Here is a 16,126-nt window from a genome sequence, read left to right as displayed (position 1 = left end):
GTGTCTGGTCGAATCCGTGTTCCCGGCCGGATCCCTCACCGCGGTCGCGACTGAGGCCCACCCCGCGGCAGGCCACAGTCAGTGTAGGCATACGCCTGCGACCACTCAGGCCTGCGGCGCGGCCTCCTGTGGCCAGGCGACATGCAGATCCGGGTTGGCGTTCTGCGCCTGGTCGGTGCGCTGCTTGGTGGCCTGCTGAGCCGACTTCTCGGCCTGCGGCCCTGCGGCGCCGAGCAATCCGTACGGTGCCAACGCCTGCTCGACCGACCAGTTCACCTCCATACCGTTGATGGACGCATGGACGTCGCCGCGAGAGTTCACCACGTACGAGACCGACGGCAGGCCCGCCTTCTGCGCGTCTTCGGGTGCCAGTTCCAACTCGAACTGGTTGGCGTCGGGGTTGGGCAGCGGTTCGGCATCCGGCCGTCCCTGCTTCCACGGTTCGTCCGGGTTCGCGCCGGGGTCGCCGGCGCCAAGGGCGTAAGCGAGTGCGCCGCCGGCGGTTCCGCCGATGAGCGCGCCCGTGGCGGCACCTGCGGCCGCGCCCGCAGCGGCTCCGACTCCGAGACCGATTCCGGCGCCGGCGGCTGCGCCGAGGCCGACGATGCCGAAGCCTGTAGGAGCGATCAGGTATGGAAAGACCACCGCATTGTAGATCGCGCCGACGGCCGCACCCACCGGAACTCCAACGGCTGCACCGGCAATGCCTCCCGGAACCGCACCGACCGCAGCACCCGCGGTACCACCCAGCGCCACACCGATAATGGTCGATGCCGCCTGCCGGGTAGCCTCGTCCTCGGGTACACCGATCGAGATGAGCCCCTGCGCGATCTTCGCCTCACCGTAGGCGGCCCAGGCGTTGAGGGAGTTGACGTCCTTGTCCGACATGCCTTCCGGGATGTCGGTGATGTAGTTGCCGACACGGATCTTGTCCGGTGGCGGTGCGATCGGGCGCACGGGCGCAACAGGTTTCGGCGCAGTCAATGGTCCCTGCGGCACCGGGTTGTAGGCGTCCTCGTACGTCGGGGCCGTGTAGGTGCTGGGCTCGACGTAGGGCTGGTACGGCGCCTCCTGCGGCGGCCCGGGGATGGTGCCGGGTCCGGGCACGTTGACCGGGGCGACGTCGGGCGTCGGCGTGGTGCCGCCCTGTTGCGGAGCCGGCTCGGCTTCGGGGGTGGTGCCGCCCTGCTGCGGGGCGGTGTCGCTCGGGCTGGTGCCACCCTGGTGCGGAACGGCGTTGGCCATACCTGCGGCGAAGCCGGTCGCGATCGACGCGGCCAGTGCGGCCGAGGTCATCGTCATCAGCACCGGGGACCGTCGGTCTTCTTCGGCGCGGTGTCGGCCACTCCGCTTGGGTGGATTCGCCATCGTCGTGTGAGTCCTCTCGTGTTTCGTGGGCTGGTCGTGTGTGGCCGCGTGGTCACGCGCTGCGGCGATGTCTGTTGCGGGCTATTCCTCGCTGGTGATCGACGCGATGAACACCTTGCCGTCGGTGCGGATGGTCTTGATCGTCTGGCGGTAGACGATGGGTTCGGCATCGGGGCCGGGTGGCGTCTCGGTCAACACCACCGCGTAGGTCCCGGCACCTTCGTCGGTGATCGACAGGCAGTGCGTCGTTCCCTCGGGCACCTCGTCGATGAAGGTCTGCAGTGCATCCTCACGTGCGACCGCGTTGGGTGCCGCGACAGCACGTGCCTGGCGAGCTGAGCGATCAACGTAATAGGCGTGATTGAAGGCCTTGATCGCGCCCGCGCCGGTCTGCTGATCGCCCGCGTCATCACCTGTGGTGACCGCCCCATCCGACAGCGACGGGCAGGGGTCTGCGACGGTTGCATCCGAGACGTCCGCTGGCGAACTGGCGGTGGCGTCGGCCTGCGTCGCGGTCGAGTCATCACCGCCCTGACCGGCCAGCAGTCCGATCGACACCGCAGCCACCACGACCAGCCCGACCACCGTGGCAGCCGCACCGATCAGCGCGGTCCGGTGCGTGCGCACGAAACCAGGCTGTCCGTCCTTGGTCTTGGCCCTCGTGGAGCGCACCCGCATCTGTTCGAAGGGATCGTCGTCGTCCGATGCGGTCGGAATGAATTCGGGCTCGGAGAAGTCGGCGGCGGTGTCAGCAGGGGCGTCGAACCCGTAGGTGGCCGCCGCGGGTCGATATGAGTCCGGCTCCGGTGACGTGTGCTGCGGGATAGGAGCGCCGGCGCCCACCAGCCGAGCCTCTGCAAGATGACGAGCCAGCTCACGTGCCGGAGCGTCTCCGCCCGCCGGCCAGGCCGGGACATCGTCAAACCAATCCGATCGATCGCCCGTCATCGGCGACTCCCGAAGCCTGCCGGGAGCTGCTGGATGCGAGATCCACGTAGCGTAGATGCCGCGCGGTGGCACCGCGCCAGCACACTATGACGTGCATTGCTGCCGACACCGCGCATCCAGAATTCACCCCCCGACGAAACTGTGCAGCACCTTACCGAATGGCGAACCGTTCGCCGCCGTGCGCATCACTTCTCGCGCGGATTGTGCCACGCCTGGCCTCCCGGTTCGGCTTTGAAAAGTCGTTCTTGGCAACGGACACATCGATATTCATTCGACTGGAGGACACCTAACGCACGTCAGTGTGATACGGGTCACGGCCGGAGGGTACCGGTGATCAGGGAACCCACATACGAGCTTCTGACCCGTACGACTGAACCTGACCGGACTGGCGTCCGACGCCATACGTGCCGACTCCGATGATCGCCGGGCCTGAACCGGGCTCGAGGATTCGGCTCACACGTTGACCGGGTTTGCGGCCGAAAGACATCGGAATGCGTGTCGTCTTGTAGAAGTGTTTAGGACTGATCTCCGTCATCACGAGAGTGACGCGACAGTGCGGATTTCGAGCCCAGCCCGGACCGTCACCGGTGAATCCATGGGACGTCACGGTCGTGCGTACGTGCCCGGGCTTCCCGGCGGGAGCACTGAAGCTGACGTGCAACGCTCCTCGACAGTAGGCGTGGTCACCGAATGTCCCGAAGTGTCTCCAGCGATGGTCCAGAACATCGGAATCGGTGTATCGGCCGATGCCGTCCCCGCACCGGCAAATGACAGCACCCCGAACGCGGCGACCAGAACGGAGACAAGAGCTTTACGCATGACCAAACGACCCCCATCGAATTGACTGCAACCTGTCGAACTTAATACACGCTGAGCACGTGCCCACAATCGAGTCGGCTACGTGAACGACAGACAGGCACTGGCACAAGGGATTCGGCCCGCGCACCCGGATCATCGTCAGCATGTCGCTCAACAGATACCTGGGGTGGTTCGCGCTCACTTAGCTCGGCGCGGGCCTCGTCTTGGCGTTCATCGGAACGTTTCTCGACATCGGGTCCGGAGCGTCGGCGATCGTCCCGATGATCGCCGCGATGAGTGCCGGCGATCGATTCGTTCGCGACCACGGTCGTATTCCGACGAGCTCTGAGAAGTGGGCTCTCGTCAACGCATCGTTCGCGATCGCGGTCGTGCTCACCGCCGTCACGATCCTGGCCATGGTGCTCACGGTGCCTGATGCGCCGCTGGCGCTCGTCGACGCCGTGGGATGGGTGCTCACCGTTGTCTTGCTGATCGCCGGTCTGCTGGTGACCTACGGGCTCATCTGGTTCGGATATGGCTGGCTGACCTCGCGCACGCTGCGCAATCGCACCAAGCGCGTTCAGCAGCCGTCGTGACGAGCGGGTCGGGCAGATGCCCCGACTCACAGACTTTGGAGGTGGATGACTTCGAGTGATAACTACACGATGAGTGAGATGGGGCATGTTTGGAATTGGTCCTCACCAGCAATGGGCACAGGCCTCCTGGCCGGCGGCACACTCCTTTGCCATCTCTGGCGCACCCCTGCAGCCGTGGGCGCGTCAAACTTCTTAAAAGTTATGACTCCATGAGTACTCTGGCTAGTCTATTCCATACTTATGCATAATTGGTCCATGGAGTCACGCGCACTGATCGCAGGCGGAGAGACCTTCACGACCGAGTTCAAACGCTCCGACATCAGCGCCAAGGACCTCACCAAGGCGGTCGCGTGCTTGGCGAATGGAGAGGGAGGAGTGCTGCTGATCGGAGTTGACGACGACGGCACCGTTGTCGGCGCTTCACCTCGCCATGGACAGGTGACCAATCCTGAACGCGTCGCGGCATACATCCAAGCCAACACCGAACCCGCCCTCGCCGTCGGTGTCCACCTCGAGACAATCGACGGCCACGAGGTCATACGCATCGACGTGCCCCGCGCAGACCCGGGACCCGTCGGGACGAAGTTGGGCGTCTTCACCAAACGGGTACTGAAGTCGACAGGTCAACCCGAGTGCGCACCAATGACGGCTCACGAGATCGTCAGCATGGGCATGGTGACCCGCGGACAGGACTTCGCGGCGTCCATCGCAAGAGACGCCAGCATGGATGATCTCGATCCCCTCGAGTTCGACCGCTTCCGGCGGCTGTGCCAAGAAGCCGGCGACGAGCTCGCTGACCTATCGGATGATGACGTGTTGCGCGCTCTTGGCCTCGTGCCGATCGCCGCGCCGGTGAGTATCGGTGCCGTCCTGCTGTTCGGAACCGACGCAGCACTGCAACGGTGGGTCCCCAACGCAGAAGTGCTCTTCCAGGATGCTCGATCCGGACACCAATCGACAAACATCAGAATCGCCGAGCCCCTCCTCGGTACAGCCGAGCGTCTTCGTGAACTGATCGACGCCCGCAACACAGTCACCGAACTGATGGCCGGGCTCTATCGAATTGAGATTCCACTCATCCCCTCGATCACGCGCCGGGAAGCAGTGGCCAACGCACTTGTACACCGTGACTATGCGGCCGTGGGTCCCATACGCGTCCAACTGAACGACACCTCATTTGTGGTCGCCAACCCCGGAGGGTTTCCTCCCGGCGTCACCACCCAGAACATCCTTGACCAGTCACGGCCCCGCAGCCCCATTCTCGCCGCCGCATTCAAGCGTGCGGGCTTGGTCGAGCGACGAGGCAAGGGAGTCAACGACATGTTCGAACAGCAACTGCGCGCAGGCCGCGACGCACCTGACTACTCGCACAGCACCAGCGAATCAGTAGTCGTCACCGTCCCTCTCGGCAACGCCGACCTCGATCTCGTCCGGTTCCTGCTCACCTGGGAGAGCGATCACCAGGAGCCACTCAGTCTCGACGAACTGCGGATCGTTCACGAAGTGAAGACTTCCGGTTCGGCGACAAGTTTCGAAGTGGCAGGCGACCTGAATCTCATCTCGGCCATTGTGAAATCGAGTCTTGGCCATTTGGTCGAATGCGGGATTCTCGAATCTCGTGGAGTCGGTCGAAGTCGCAAATACCATCTCACCGCGCGGTTCTATGATCTCGCCCAAGATCGCAACGCCTACGTGCGTGTCAAGGGAATTGATCCCCTCCAGCAGGAGCGAATGATCCTCGACTACGCAGACGCCTACGGTTCCATCACCCGCGGCCAAGCCGCCGAGTTATGCCAGACGACCCCGACCCAGGCGAGATCAGTCCTGAAACGCTTGGTGGAGGACGGCCGACTACGCCTGACAGGGGAACGCCGCGGCGCGCGATACGTGCCTAGAGAATAGACCCGAGAGAAGGGTCGTTGGTCAATCGATCGATTGAGTGGGTGGAATGGGTGGATGGATGGAGATGGTGGAGCCTAGGAGATTCGAACTCCTGACATCCGCCTTGCAAAGGCGGCGCTCTACCAACTGAGCTAAGGCCCCGTGCCGACTGAAAACAACCGGACTTGGGTGTGCGAATGGGTGTCTGACACCTCTCGCAGTGGGCCTAGGAGGACTTGAACCTCCGACCTCTTCGTTATCAGCGAAGCGCTCTAACCGCCTGAGCTATAGGCCCGTGAACCGAAGACAGAGATTACCCGACGTGGTGGCATAGGAGCAAAACGGGTGGTCAGGGAGGGTGGGGTCGATGTTGGAGCTCCGCGGTGGTGGTTTCGATACGCCTGCTCGCCTAGCGGCTCGCACGCTACTCAACCACCGGAAGGAAACCGCCTATGCGCATCCAGAACCGGAAGGGCAACGTTTCTGCACATGACGAACGCGAACCGGGCGTACCCGAGGACGGTCAGTCCAGATCGCCCAGTGTCACCTCGGCGCCGCCGACGAGATCGGCGCACAGGTTGTAAATGTAGGCACCGATGGTCGCCAGAGCGGTCAGTAGGATCGCGTTGATCGCACCGAGGAGCGTGGCCCAGCCGAACACTGCACCCGCACCGATGATGTCGCCCTCGCTGGTGGAGCCGTCGGCGGTCACCAGGGTCCCGAACGAACTGTTCACCTGCTCCCATACGCCCATGCCGTCGAGCACCAGGTACAGCACGGCCACCGAGATCATCCAGATCAGGAAGCCGACGACCGACAGCACCGCCGCGATCTTGAAGGTGGCCCACGGATCGATGCGACGTACTTGCACCGCCGCACGCAACGGGCGCGCGCCGATCTCGGCCGGAGCCGACCGCGTCGGAGTGGGTGCCTGCGGTGCCGCCGGCTTCGGCTCGTTCACATGGTGGATGGCGTCGAGGTTCGGCAACTTCTCGGCCGGCAGGTTCTCGCGGTCGATGTGCCGGGTCGGCGACTCCACGAACTTCTCACCGGGGTCGTCGGTCTTGGTGGCCGACGAACCGTACGACGAACTGGCTTCCCGCGGATCGTCGAGCTTCGTGATCGGCGCCTGCTGACCGGCCATGCTCGCCGCCGCGGTGGCACTGACGATGCCCCGCGGCGGCGGGCCGGGCTGACGCGAATTGCCGTTGGGTGCCTCCGACTGATGACCGGTGCCGTTGGGGCCACGCTGCCACGGCGGCACGAGGCCACCCGGAGCGGTCCCCTGCGGCCCCGAACCAGAGGCCGCGTGGGGACCCGAATCCCCGTTGGTCGGCTTCTTGTCGTCCGGTGTGTTCGGTGAGCTCACTGGCATTCCCTCATTCGGTGGTCGTAGGACCCACACTAACCGCTACCGATGGCCGTACCCGGCCACTACTTGCCGGGACCCGCCGATGCGCCTGCTTCTTCATCCGGCTCGTCGGCATTGCGTGCTATCGCGATGACGGTGGTGCCCTCCTCGAGGTTCATCAGGCGCACACCCTTGGTCTGGCGACCGGCCTTACGAACCTGCTTGGCCCCCGTCCGGATGACACCGCCACCGGAGGTGATCGCATACAGCTCCGAGTCGTCGTCGACGATCAGCGCACCGATCAGTTCGCCGCGACGGCGGTCGTGCTGAATGGTCAGCACACCCTTGCCGCCACGACCCTGGACCGGGTAGTCATCCATGCCGGTGCGCTTGGCGTAGCCGCCCGACGTGGCGACCAACAGGTACGTGCCCTCGCGAACCACGTTCAGCGACAGCAACAGGTCGTCGCCGTTGAAACGCATACCCTGCACGCCGGAAGTCTGGCGACCCATCGGCCGCAACGCCTCGTCGTCGGCATGGAACCGGATGGACTGGCCCTTGGCCGACACCAGCAACAGATCGTCGTCGGCGCTGCACAGCTGTGCACCCACCAGTTCGTCCTCGCCGCGCAGATTGATCGCGGCGATGCCACCGGACCGGTTGGAGTCGAAATCGACCAGCTTGGACTTCTTCACCAGACCGTTGCGGGTGGCCAGCACCAGGTATGGCGCGTCCTCGTAGGTCTTGAGTTGGATGACCTGGGCGATGCGCTCTTCGGGCTGGAAGGCGAGCAGATTCGCCACGTGCTGGCCACGGGCGGTGCGGTTGGCCTCGGGCAGCTCGTAGGCCTTGGCGCGATACACCCGACCCTTGGTGGTGAAGAACAGGATCCAGTCGTGTGTGGAGCTGACGAAGAAGTGCTTGACGATGTCGTCCTGCTTGAGGCCGGCGCCCTGCACACCCTTGCCGCCGCGTCGCTGGCTGCGATACAGATCCGAGCGGGTCCGCTTGGCGTAGCCGGTCTCGGTGATCGTGACGACCACTTCTTCGCGCGCGATCAGGTCTTCGTCGCTGACATCGCCGTCGGCGGCGATGATCTGGGTGCGCCGGTCGTCGCCGTACTTCTCGACCACCTCGGTCAGCTCGTCCCGCACGATCGCCCGCTGACGCTCGGGCTTGTCCAGGATGTCCTTGTAATCGGCGATCTCACGCTCGATCTCGGCCAACTCGTCGATGATCTTCTGCCGCTCCAACGCCGACAGACGACGCAACTGCATCGCCAGGATCGCGTCCGCTTGGATCTCGTCGATGTCGAGCAGATCCATCAGGCCGGTGCGGGCGGCCTCGGTGTTCGCCGAGGCGCGGATCAGCGCGATCACCTCGTCGAGGGCGTCGAGCGCCTTGACCAGTCCACGCAGCACGTGGGCGCGCTCCTCGGCCTTGCGCAACAAATACCGGGTACGCCGCACGATCACGTCGATCTGGTGCTCGACGTAGAGCCGGATCATCTGATCCAGGCGCAGTGTGCGCGGCACACCGTCGACGATGGAGAGCATATTGGCGCCGAAGCTGGTCTGCAGCTGGCTGTGCTTGTACAGGTTGTTCAGCACCACCTTGGCCACCGCGTCGCGACGCAGGGTGATGACGATACGCATACCGTCGCGATCGGAGGACTGATCCTCGATCCGGCTGATGCCCTTGAGTTTTCCCTCGTTGACCTGCTCGGCGATCGACTGGATCAGGTTGTCCGGGTTCACCTGATACGGCAATTCGGTGACCAGCAGCTGGGTGGTGCCCTTGTTCTCCTGGATCTCCACCACACTGCGCATCCGGATGCTGCCACGGCCGGTCGTGTAAGCATCCTTGATGCCCTGACTGCCGACAATCAGTCCAGCAGTGGGGAAATCAGGACCCTTGATGGCGTCCATACACGCGGCGAGTAACGCCTCGTCGTCGGCGTCGGGATGCTCAAGCGCCCAGAACACCGCATTGGCAACCTCATTGAGGTTGTGCGGCGGAATGTTGGTGGCCATGCCGACCGCGATACCGCCGGATCCGTTGATCAGCAGGTTCGGGATGCGCGAGGGCAGCACCGTCGGCTCGTTGGTCTTGCCGTCATAGTTCGGAATGAAATCGACGGTCTCCTTGTCGATATCCCGCAGCATCTCCATCGCCAACGGCGTGAGACGGGCCTCGGTGTAACGCATGGCGGCCGCGCCGTCGTTGCCCCGGGAACCGAAGTTGCCCTGCCCGTCGATCAGCGGATAGCGCATCGACCACGGCTGCGCCAGGCGCACCAGGGCGTCGTAGATCGCGGAGTCGCCGTGCGGATGGTAGTTACCCATCGTCTCCGCAACGGGTTTCGCCGACTTCACGTAGCTGCGGTCGGGCCGGAAACCGGCATCGAAGGACGCATACAGCAGGCGGCGATGCACCGGCTTGAGACCGTCGCGCACCTCCGGCAACGCACGGCCCACGATCACACTCATCGCGTAATCGATGTAGCTGTTCTGCATCTCCTGGCCGAGATCGACCGGCTCGATGCGGTCGCCCTCTCCCCCGGCCGGGGGCAGTGTGGTGTCAGTCATGGGAATCTCTTTCGTTCAGACTGTCGGTGGCGGTGGTTTCGAGGCTCGTCGCAGGCTCCTCGCACCTCAACCACCAGCGAGATCGACCATCGGACGGATCTCAGACGTCCAGGAAGCGAACATCTTTCGCGTTGCGAGCGATGAAGCTGCGGCGGGCGGCCACGTCCTCACCCATCAGGATCGAGAACAGCTCGTCGGCAGCGGCCGCGTCGTCGAGGGTGACCTGGCGCAGCACCCGCACCGCCGGATCCATGGTGGTCTCCCACAGTTCCTTGGCATTCATCTCGCCGAGACCCTTGTAACGCTGGATGCCGTCGTCGGTGTTGATCTTCTTGCCGGCGGCGCGGCCGGCCTCGAGCAGGCCATCGCGTTCCCGATCGGAGTAGGCGAATTCCGGCTCGGTCTTCTGCCATTTCAGTTTGTACAGCGGCGGCTGCGCCAGATAGACGTGGCCGTGCTCGATGAGCGGACGCATGAACCGGAACAACAGCGTGAGCAGCAGGGTTGCGATGTGCTGGCCGTCGACGTCGGCGTCGGCCATCAGCACGATCTTGTGATAGCGCAGCTTGGCGATGTCGAATTCGTCGTGGATGCCGGTGCCGAAGGCGGTGATGATCGACTGCACCTCGGTGTTCTTGAGCACCCGGTCGATCCGTGCCTTCTCGACGTTGATGATCTTGCCGCGGATGGGCAGGATCGCCTGATACATCGAGTCGCGCCCGGATTTGGCGCTGCCACCGGCGGAGTCACCCTCCACGATGTAGACCTCGCACTTGGTGGGGTCGTTGCTGCGGCAGTCGGCGAGCTTGCCGGGCAGACCGCCGATGTCGGTCGCGGTCTTGCGGCGCACCAACTCTCGCGCCTTGCGGGCAGCCAGCCGCGCCTGCGCGGAATCCACCGCCTTCTTGATGATGATCTTGGCCTCGGCCGGATTGGCCTCGAACCAGTGGGCGAGATGCTCGTTGCAGGTCTTCTGCACAAAGCTCTTCACCTCGGTGTTACCGAGCTTGGTCTTGGTCTGTCCCTCGAACTGCGGGTCTCCGACCTTCACCGAGATGACTGCGGCCAACCCCTCACGGATGTCGTCTCCGGTGAGTTTGCCGTCCTTCTCCTTGAGCAGCTTCTTGTCGTAGGCGTACTTGTTGACGGTGCTGGTCAACGCGGCACGGAAGCCCTCTTCGTGCGTGCCGCCCTCATGGGTGTTGATGGTGTTGGCGAAGGTGTGCACCGACTCGGAGTAGCCGGCGTTCCACTGCATCGCGATCTCCACCTCGTGACCGGTCCCCTTGGCGGTGAAGCCGACCACAGAGGTGTGGATGGCGTTCTTGGTCCGGTTGAGGTGCTTGATGTAGTCGACGAGACCATCCGGGTAGTGATAGGTGCGGGTGCGCACCTTGGCCGCCTTCTGCGCCTTTTCCGCCTCGGACTTGATGGTCTCGGCACCCTCTTCGGCGTCCGGATCCATCTCGGCTTCTGCCACCGCGGCCTCATCACTGAGCCGGTTGTCGGTGAGCGTGATGGTCAGTCCCTTGTTCAGGAACGCCATCTCCTGTAGGCGCCGCGCCACGGTCTCGGCACTGAACGTGGTGGTCTCGAAGATGTCGGCGTCCGGCCAGAACCGCACCGTGGTGCCGGTCTTGCGGGTGGCATCGCCCTTTTCCAGCTTGCTGGGTTTGGCGTGGTCATAGTGCTGTTCCCAGTGGAAACCGCCGTAATTGATCTCCAGCTCGACACGGGTCGACAGGGCGTTGACCACCGAGATACCCACACCGTGCAGGCCGCCGGACACCGCATAGGCGTCGGAGTCGAACTTGCCGCCGGCGTGCAGCTGGGTCATGACAACCTCGACGGTCGGCACGCCGGTCTTGTGCATGTCGGTGGGGATGCCGCGGCCGTCGTCGACGACCTCGACGCCGCCGTTCTCCAGCAGGGTGACCTCCACCTTGCTGGCGTATCCGGCCATCGCCTCGTCGACCGAGTTGTCGACGACTTCCCAGATCAGATGGTGCAGGCCACGCTCACCGGTGGAACCGATGTACATGCCGGGCCGTTTGCGAACGGCCTCGAGACCTTCCAGGATGCTGATCGAATCGGCGCTGTACTCGCCCGGCTTCTTGGACTTGCGGTTCTTCTTCGCCGCAGCGTCGTCGGAACCGGTGGTGTTGGTGTCGGCCACGAGGTGCGTCCGCTCCTTCTGTCTCGGTGAAACCCGGCGGGGGTGAAGCCTGGACGCACGACAACCTCATCCGCACTCCGCGCACGGACGAGATCGGTATGCAGTCCGGGCACTCTGCCCAGGTGGCTCCACCCCTGTCGGGACAACTGCCTACATACTACTGCCTGACCCGACCAGGAACGGGTATCCGGGGCCGCTAACAACCGCGTAGATCGATTTTTTTCGTGAGATGCCGGTCCGATCGTGGATGAGGCCGGATTCTTCCGTCTGACGAACGCTGACTCGCCCCTCGGCCGCTACGGCTCGCGGCGGGCGGTCCGTAGGGTCACCCGTAGGTGTCGCGGGGTCCACGGCCGGCGATGTGTTTGGGCCCCTTGCGCCACGACGGCTGCTTGGGTCCGGTGATCCGCAGGCTGGTGACCATCCCGTCGCCGACGGCACCGGCGATCTTCGCGAGGATCTGTCCCTGCATGTAGCGCAGTTGGGTGGCCCAGGCAGTGGACTCGGCGGAGATGTGTAAGACGTTGTCCTGCAACGATGTCGGTTGAGCATGTGCGGCCACGTCGGGTCCGACGATCTGCTCCCAGAGACCGAAGACGGTGCCCTGCCCGATCTGCGGCTCCCACCCACGTTCCCGGGCCAGACTGCCGGCGAGGCGACCCAGGGGCTGCGGATCCCGCGCATCCGGACCCGATCCGGACCAGCGACGTCGGCGGCCGGCCGGTCGGCGACGTTCGGTCACCGGGGAGGACCTGCCCTGGCCGACGGATTTGCCCTGGGCGCGGGCCGCGGCCCGCGCCTCCTCCAATGCTCGCCGGGCGAGTTCATACCCCGACGAATGTGACGGGCCTGTCTGGGGTGACGCTCCGTCCGGCCTCGACTCGCTCATGCACCGCCCTCCCCTGCAGTCGGCTCGGTCAGCACCGAATGTCGAGTGCCATTGTCCTCCACGACCCCGACAGAAACCCGGCGACCGCCGATGGTGTCGGGAATGTCCTCGCCAACCGCCGCGGTGATCAGCAACTGTTCGGCGGTTTCGGTGAACGCGACGAGTTGCGCGCGACGCTGGGCGTCGAGTTCGGCGAAGACGTCGTCGAGCATGATCACCGGTTCGATGCCGTCGGCCCGGACCAGTTCCACCGAACCCAGCCGCAGCGCCAGCGCCAGTGACCAGGACTCACCGTGGCTGGCGAAGCCTTTGGCCACCTCGTCGCCGAGGACGATGTCGAGGTCGTCGCGATGCGGACCCACCAGGCTCACCCCGCGGTCGATCTCCTTGTCGCGCAGTTCGCGCAACCGGGTCAACAGGATCTCGGTGATGTCATCGGCGGAGACCGGGGCATCGTCGGCGGCGACCACCTCCGGCCCGGCCGCGGCCCGATACCGCATCGTCGCCGGCCGCGAATGCGGTGCGATCGATGCATATGATTCGGTGACGTGCGGACGGAGTTGCCGTAGCACCTCGATCCGTGCGGCGGTGACCTGGCCGCCCAGATCGGCGAGTTGGCCGTCCCACACGTCGAGCGTGCTGATCACCGATTCGGCGTCCGAACCGCCTCGTCGCAGCGCGGATCCTGCGGTCTTCAGCAGTGCCGATCGTTGGCGAAGCACCCGGTCGTAGTCGGAACGTGTTGCAGCCCAACGGGGTCCACGTTGGGCGACGAGTTCGTCGATGAATCGCCGGCGGTCGGACGGATCACCGCGCACCAGCAACAGATCCTCCGGCGCGAACATCACCGAGCGCAGGATGCCGAGGATGTCCCGGCTCCGGCGCGACGGCGCACCGTTGACAGTCGCCTTGTTGGCGCCCTCGGCGTTGATCTGCAGCTGCACGGTGAGTTCGCGGCCCAAGTTCTCGACCGTTCCGGTGACCGTGGCCGACGACGATCCGCTGTGCACCAGCGGTGCGTCGGTGCTGACCCGGTGTGAGCGCAGGGTACCCAGATAACCCACTGCCTCGAGCAGGTTGGTCTTACCGAACCCGTTGCGGCCCACAAAGATCGTCGGTTCTGGACGCAACGTCAGATCGATTTCTCGCCAGGACCGGAACTCGCGCAGGGACAGTTCGCGAACGAACACGTCAGGTCGGGGTGCCGGTTTCGCCGACCGAACGTCCCGAGCTGTCCTTGACCGAGTGTCCACCGAACTGATTGCGCAGTGCCGACACCGCTTTGAGCGCCGGGGACCCCTGATCCTGCCGTGAGGCGAAGCGCGCGAACAGGGCCGCGGAGATCACGTTGGCCGGCACCGAATGCCGGATCGCCTCCTCCACAGTCCACCGACCTTCCCCGGAATCGGTTGTGTAGTCGGAGATCTCGGCGAGACCAGGATCTTCTTCGAGGGCCCGGACCAGCAATTCGAGCAGCCAGGACCGCACGACGGTCCCGGTGGTCCAGGCGCGCAGGGTGCCTTCGACGTCCGTGATCAACGGCTCGGCGCTGAGCAGCTCGTAGCCTTCTCCGTAGGCGTGCATCAACCCGTACTCGACACCGTTGTGCACCATCTTGGCGTAGTGACCGGCACCGACCGGACCGGCATGGACGAAACCGTCGGCCCGCTCACCCGGCGGCCGCAGCGCGTCGAAGATCGGCATCAGCCGGGTTACGTCGTCGTCGGAACCGCCCACCATCAGGCCGTATCCGTTGCGCAATCCCCACACACCACCGGAGACACCGCAGTCCACGTAGCCGACCCCGTTGCCACCCAACAGTTCTGAATTCGGAAGGTCGTCGCTGTACTTGGAGTTGCCGCCGTCGACCACCACGTCACCGGGCTCGAGCAACTCGGCGAGCTGCGCGATGGTGGTGCGGGTCGGATCGCCCGACGGCACCATCACCCACACCGCGCGCGGCGCGTCGAGCGCGGCGACCATGTCCGCGAGGGTCCCCACGTCGGAGACCTCCGGCCGCGGATCGTAACCGACAACCTGATGCCCGGCCTCCTGGATGCGGGTGCGCATATTGGCACCCATCTTGCCGAGGCCCACGAGCCCGAGCTGCATTGACGTCCCTTCGGTCGGTGCGGATCTGCGAACGGCGCGGCCGGGACTCAGCCCGGTAGACGCACCGGCATCAGCAGATAGGTGAACACGCTGTCCGGGGCCACGAAGGCGCCGGACTCGTCGGCGACGGGCTCCTCACCGGTGGAGGGCCGCAGCACCGCCGGACGGCTGGGAGTGGTGAACCCGAAGTCCACGGTCGGCACGCCGATGGCCGAGAGGCCATCCTGCAGATAGCCGGGGTTGAACGCGATGGTCAGCGGCTCGCCGTGGAACTGCACCGGCAGCTCTTCCTCCGCCTTGCCGGCCTCGTCGCCACCGGCGGTGAGTACCAGCAGGCCGTCGCTGAACTCCATCCGGACCTGCGCACCACGCTCGGCGACCAGGGCCACACGTTTTATCGCGTCGAGCAACGGCGCGCTGTCGATGGTGGCGATGGCCGTGTGGCTGGCGGGCAGCAGCTGACGGAACTTGGGGAACTCGGCGTCGAGCAGCCGGGTCGTGTTGCGCTTGGTCTCGCCGAGAATGCCCATGATGCCCTCGCCGCCGATACTCGAGCCGGTCCCGAAGGCCAGTGAGATCTCGCCGGTGCCGGATCCGGCGGTGCGGGCGCTTTCCGAGAGGGTCTTGGCCGGAACCAGCACGGCCCCGGTGGCCTCGGCGCCGGTCGGCTGCCATTCGAGTTCACGGACGGCGAGTCGGAAACGGTCGGTGGCCGCGAGGACGACGCGGTTGCCGTCGATCTCGACCCGGACGCCGGTGAGCATCGGCAGGGTGTCGTCCTTGCCGGCGGCCACCGCAACCTGTCCGATGGCCTCGGCGAATACCTGGGCGGGGATGGTGCCGGTGACCGCGGGCGGTGTGGGCAACTCCGGATAGTCCTCGACCGGCATGGTCGGCAGCGAGAACTTGGCGCTCCCGCAGCTGATCGCGACCCGCGACCCGTCAAGGCTCACATCGACCGGTTTGTTCGGCAGCGCCTTGGTGATGTCGGCGAGCAGACGACCCGAGACCAGCACCTTGCCCGGCTCGGCGATCTCGGCGCCGATGGATTGCTGGGCGGACACCTCGTAGTCGAAACCGGAGACCTCCAGGCCGTCCTCGGCGGTCAGCACCACACAACCGAGCACCGGAACCGGCGGGCGGGCCGGCAGGCTGCGGGCCACCCAGGCAACGGAATCTGCGAACTCGTCACGCGCGACACGGAACTTCATGCTGGGTGGTTGCCCTTCTCTGTTCAGCTGCTCTCGCCACACCCACCGTCGTCCGCCGAGCACGCTGAGGCTGTCGGTGGGATTTCCAGATGGGATTCCAACTGTAGAACGAGCCTGCCAGACGGGGAGGCAATGGGGGCGAACTGCGTGGGTGTCCGGAGCTCGGACGAATCACACGTTCGAGCCGTCTGTGCACAAGACCTTCTTT

Annotated in this window: 11 protein-coding genes and 2 tRNA genes; 2 read left to right on the top strand and 11 right to left on the bottom strand. The window is 65.1% G+C overall.

The genetic code is table 11. The features are described 5' to 3' along the window. Positions 1–105: 105 nt before the first annotated feature. Together VX037_RS08770 and VX037_RS08765 are read right to left on the bottom strand one after the other, a co-directional pair. Entirely contained in the window at positions 106–1,368 is a 1,263-nt protein-coding gene (locus VX037_RS08770; protein WP_235721488.1) for a hypothetical protein, read from the bottom strand. Between the two features lie 81 nt (positions 1,369–1,449). After that, complete coding sequence (locus VX037_RS08765; RefSeq protein WP_328713918.1) at positions 1,450–2,316, bottom strand: hypothetical protein; 867 nt, start codon at positions 2,314–2,316, stop codon at positions 1,450–1,452. 1,022 nt (positions 2,317–3,338) lie between these two features. Between VX037_RS08765 and VX037_RS08760 the strand changes: the two genes are divergently transcribed. Both VX037_RS08760 and VX037_RS08755 read left to right on the top strand, forming a co-directional pair. Continuing rightward, positions 3,339–3,710: an ABZJ_00895 family protein gene (locus VX037_RS08760; protein ID WP_328713917.1), complete on the top strand. Its 372-nt coding sequence runs from the start codon at positions 3,339–3,341 to the stop codon at positions 3,708–3,710. Between the two features lie 240 nt (positions 3,711–3,950). Next, complete coding sequence (locus VX037_RS08755) at positions 3,951–5,612, top strand: RNA-binding domain-containing protein (RefSeq protein ID WP_328713916.1); 1,662 nt, start codon at positions 3,951–3,953, stop codon at positions 5,610–5,612. A gap of 65 nt (positions 5,613–5,677) precedes the next feature. On the opposite strand, the gene VX037_RS08750 is transcribed toward VX037_RS08755, so the two are convergent. The 9 genes from VX037_RS08750 to dnaN all read right to left on the bottom strand — a co-directional run bounded on the left by VX037_RS08750 (position 5,678) and on the right by dnaN (position 15,918). Continuing rightward, a tRNA-Ala gene (locus tag VX037_RS08750) sits at positions 5,678–5,753 on the bottom strand. 59 nt (positions 5,754–5,812) lie between these two features. Further along, positions 5,813–5,886, bottom strand: a tRNA-Ile gene (locus VX037_RS08745). A 228-nt stretch (positions 5,887–6,114) separates the two neighbouring features. Then, positions 6,115–6,960: a DUF3566 domain-containing protein gene (locus VX037_RS08740; protein ID WP_266061892.1), complete on the bottom strand. Its 846-nt coding sequence runs from the start codon at positions 6,958–6,960 to the stop codon at positions 6,115–6,117. 65 nt (positions 6,961–7,025) lie between these two features. Next, entirely contained in the window at positions 7,026–9,530 is a 2,505-nt protein-coding gene (gene gyrA / locus VX037_RS08735; protein ID WP_328713914.1) for a DNA gyrase subunit A, read from the bottom strand. 100 nt (positions 9,531–9,630) lie between these two features. Beyond that, entirely contained in the window at positions 9,631–11,706 is a 2,076-nt protein-coding gene (gene gyrB, locus VX037_RS08730) for a DNA topoisomerase (ATP-hydrolyzing) subunit B (protein WP_308191626.1), read from the bottom strand. A 325-nt stretch (positions 11,707–12,031) separates the two neighbouring features. Beyond that, on the bottom strand, positions 12,032–12,595 hold the full coding sequence (locus VX037_RS08725; protein ID WP_235721482.1) for a DUF721 family protein: 564 nt from the start codon (positions 12,593–12,595) through the stop codon (positions 12,032–12,034). Further along, positions 12,592–13,785 carry a DNA replication/repair protein RecF gene (recF, locus tag VX037_RS08720; RefSeq protein WP_328713912.1) on the bottom strand — a complete coding sequence of 398 codons (1,194 nt, stop codon included), beginning with the start codon at positions 13,783–13,785 and terminating at the stop codon, positions 12,592–12,594. The genes VX037_RS08725 and recF overlap by 4 nt, the downstream gene beginning before the upstream one ends. A 1-nt stretch (position 13,786) precedes the next feature. Then, positions 13,787–14,758: a phosphogluconate dehydrogenase (NAD(+)-dependent, decarboxylating) gene (gnd, locus tag VX037_RS08715; RefSeq protein ID WP_328714061.1), complete on the bottom strand. Its 972-nt coding sequence runs from the start codon at positions 14,756–14,758 to the stop codon at positions 13,787–13,789. Further along, positions 14,755–15,918 (bottom strand): DNA polymerase III subunit beta, encoded by a 1,164-nt coding sequence (gene dnaN / locus VX037_RS08710; RefSeq protein ID WP_235721479.1) that lies wholly within the window; start codon positions 15,916–15,918, stop codon positions 14,755–14,757. Before dnaN ends, gnd begins: the two co-directional genes overlap by 4 nt. Positions 15,919–16,126: the final 208 nt, after the last annotated feature.

This window comes from Gordonia sp. Z-3 (genome assembly GCF_036233855.1).
Classification (GTDB): domain Bacteria; phylum Actinomycetota; class Actinomycetes; order Mycobacteriales; family Mycobacteriaceae; genus Gordonia; species Gordonia tangerina.
The sequence above is the reverse complement of the archived record's forward strand: the minus strand, read 5'-3'. Positions and strand labels throughout refer to the sequence as shown.

Coding starts and splice junctions, on each gene's coding strand:
- VX037_RS08770 (WP_235721488.1), bottom strand. CDS start 1,368: ATGGCGAATCCACCCAAGCGGAGTGGCCGACACCGCGCCGAAGAAGAC.
- VX037_RS08765 (WP_328713918.1), bottom strand. CDS start 2,316: ATGACGGGCGATCGATCGGATTGGTTTGACGATGTCCCGGCCTGGCCG.
- VX037_RS08755 (WP_328713916.1), top strand. CDS start 3,951: ATGCATAATTGGTCCATGGAGTCACGCGCACTGATCGCAGGCGGAGAG.
- gyrA (WP_328713914.1), bottom strand. CDS start 9,530: ATGACTGACACCACACTGCCCCCGGCCGGGGGAGAGGGCGACCGCATC.
- VX037_RS08725 (WP_235721482.1), bottom strand. CDS start 12,595: ATGAGCGAGTCGAGGCCGGACGGAGCGTCACCCCAGACAGGCCCGTCA.
- dnaN (WP_235721479.1), bottom strand. CDS start 15,918: ATGAAGTTCCGTGTCGCGCGTGACGAGTTCGCAGATTCCGTTGCCTGG.